General features: G+C 58.3%; 3 protein-coding genes. All 3 read right to left on the bottom strand.

Annotated elements, in window-relative coordinates; translation table 11 throughout:
- Positions 1-534: hypothetical protein (locus tag D7D26_RS11845; protein WP_199674791.1), on the bottom strand; the 534-nt coding region annotated here is incomplete at its 3' end.
- The gene (locus D7D26_RS11850; RefSeq protein ID WP_120373178.1) at positions 489-812 is read right to left on the bottom strand and encodes a hypothetical protein; all 324 of its coding nucleotides are present in this window, start codon (positions 810-812) and stop codon (positions 489-491) included. The genes D7D26_RS11850 and D7D26_RS11845, both read right to left, overlap by 46 nt.
- Before the next feature lie 202 nt (positions 813-1014).
- Positions 1015-2139 (bottom strand): autotransporter family protein (locus D7D26_RS11855; RefSeq protein WP_120373179.1); only part of this gene is annotated, 1125 nt, incomplete at its 5' end.

A 2139-nucleotide genomic window follows, 5' to 3' on the forward strand; every position in this document is an offset into this window, starting at 1 on the left:
GCCATCTTTGACGTCGATATTGCCGAGGATCTGAACGACGTTGTTCGGATCGAGGATCTCCGTCGTGCCGGGTTTGACGTTGAGGTTGACGACGCCGCCGTACTTGCCGCTGACGGCGTCGTTCTTGGCCACGCCGACGCCATACTCGCCGTCGTACGCCTCCTGCGCCCCGCCGGGAATGTTGGTGTTGATGTAGACGTTGCCCGTCAGGTTGAGCACGCTGGAAGTCCCCGGGGCTCCTTCTACCAGGCTGTACACGCCGTTATGCGCGGCGTTCGGCGACTGGCGGAAATCGACGCTGCTGTCAAGATGCAGGTTTTTGATGCTGACAACCGCATCCGCTACCCGAACTCCCGTCACCTCAAGATCTTGGTCATCTTCAAAGTTGCGCACGTCGATCTTCAGATTCACGTTTTCGAAGTCAAACGTTCCGACCCCGAAAGCCATGGGGCGCACCTTGTATACGCCGTTGCCGGAGACGTCCAGGTTCACGTCGCTGAAGCGGAAATTGCCGGCCCCCAGCGTTCCATGCAATGCGCCCAATATCCCGGCTTATATGAAGTGGTCAGCGCGTCGTTGGGATGGGGAATATTGAGTTTGACCGTGTACGTGCCGCCGTCAACGCCGTCCAGAGAATTTCCAAGTCTGATTTGCGTCGCACCAGTCACTTCGGGGTGATCGGCGCTGTCATAGGAAAAATCCGGCGCTGAAACCGTTATGTTCTGGTGAACGTCAGCCGCATACCCCCCCCCGTATTCACCAAAAACCACTCCGATCGCCGCGACGCCTATCAGCCATTTTGCCCTTTTCATTTGTCGATCTCCTTCCAGATTCGATCTTCTCAGCGTCATAAAACCCAATGAAAAACAAAATAAAATTCCTAACGTGATTATTATACGCCTGCCCTTCCAATCTATCAAGCATCGTCATTGTCTGTAATTTTTCAAAGAAATGAAAGAGGGCGCCCGCGAAAAAAATCCCGCGGACGCCCTTTTGTGAAGCTCGCTTCGCTGTCTAAAACTCCCACCTCACGCCGAGGTTGACCTGCCAGTTCGTCTCGATGTCGGCGCCGAAGGATTTCTCCACGTCGCAGTAGAAGAACGAGTTCTTCCCCATCGTCACGTCGGCGCCGATCCCGGCCACGAACCACGTGTCCTTGCCGTCGCGGCTTTCGGACAGAGTCTGTCCTTTGGCACCGAACAGATTCACCAAGCGGTCGCCGCAGAACTCGTGCAGCAGATCGGCTTTCACGTACCACTTGCCGTAACCGCCCTGCCCCTTCTCCCCGAACTCGCGGCCGAGACGGAAGCCGAGACGCCCGATCAGGCTGTCCACGCCGTCCTGTTCGACCAGGATGTTATTGTCGGTCCGGTAGCTGGCGTCTTCGATATAGGTATAAACCAGCTGGGCCTGCGGCTCGACGATCCAGCGGTGGCCCAGGTCGAATTTGCGGCCGTATTCGACGCTGGCGCTCAAGGCCCAGTTGTCGTAATCGGCTTTGACCGTTCCGGTGCGGTCGTACACGGAATATTCGTTGTCCAGGCGGCTGTATTTCAGCACGAAATCGGCGTAGTGCCCTTTTGTGCCGGCCCAACCGGCGTACAGAGAGGCGCCGTAGCTGTCGAGCGTCCCCGAACCGTGCGAAAAATCGGTGGAGCTGTCGGTATAGTGCAACGCCAGCCCTTTGCGCCAGATCCCGCGCTCGCCGCGGTCGTCCCTACGGTCGTAGCCCAGCTGGTAGAAGTTGTATTTCTGCTTGAAATAACCGGAGGCGTCGTCCTCCTCCATCTCTCCGCGCTTGTAACGGAACCAGAAGCCATTGTCTTCGACGTCGTAGTCGCGCAGTTCGCCGAGGCGCTTGTTGAGGCTGTCGATCTCCAGACGCGCCGTCGCCGTCGCGTAATCGGCCGCGGCGCTGGCGAGCGCCACCTCGGTGGTGTTGGTCTTCTTGGTCTCGATGTCCACGAAGTACCAGTTGCGGCCGAACGCGCTGACATCGTCCGCAGCGCCGGCTTCCACGACGGGCTGATAATCGTAGAGGACGCCCTCTTCGATGCTCGATGTCTCGGGCAGAGCGACAAAAGTCACGCCCGATGCCGCGTCGGCGAACTGCACGGGATTATCCGCGCCGACGCCCTC

Origin of the sequence: Pyramidobacter sp. CG50-2 (assembly GCF_003612005.1) — a bacterium.
Taxonomy (GTDB): Bacteria; Synergistota; Synergistia; order Synergistales; family Dethiosulfovibrionaceae; genus Pyramidobacter.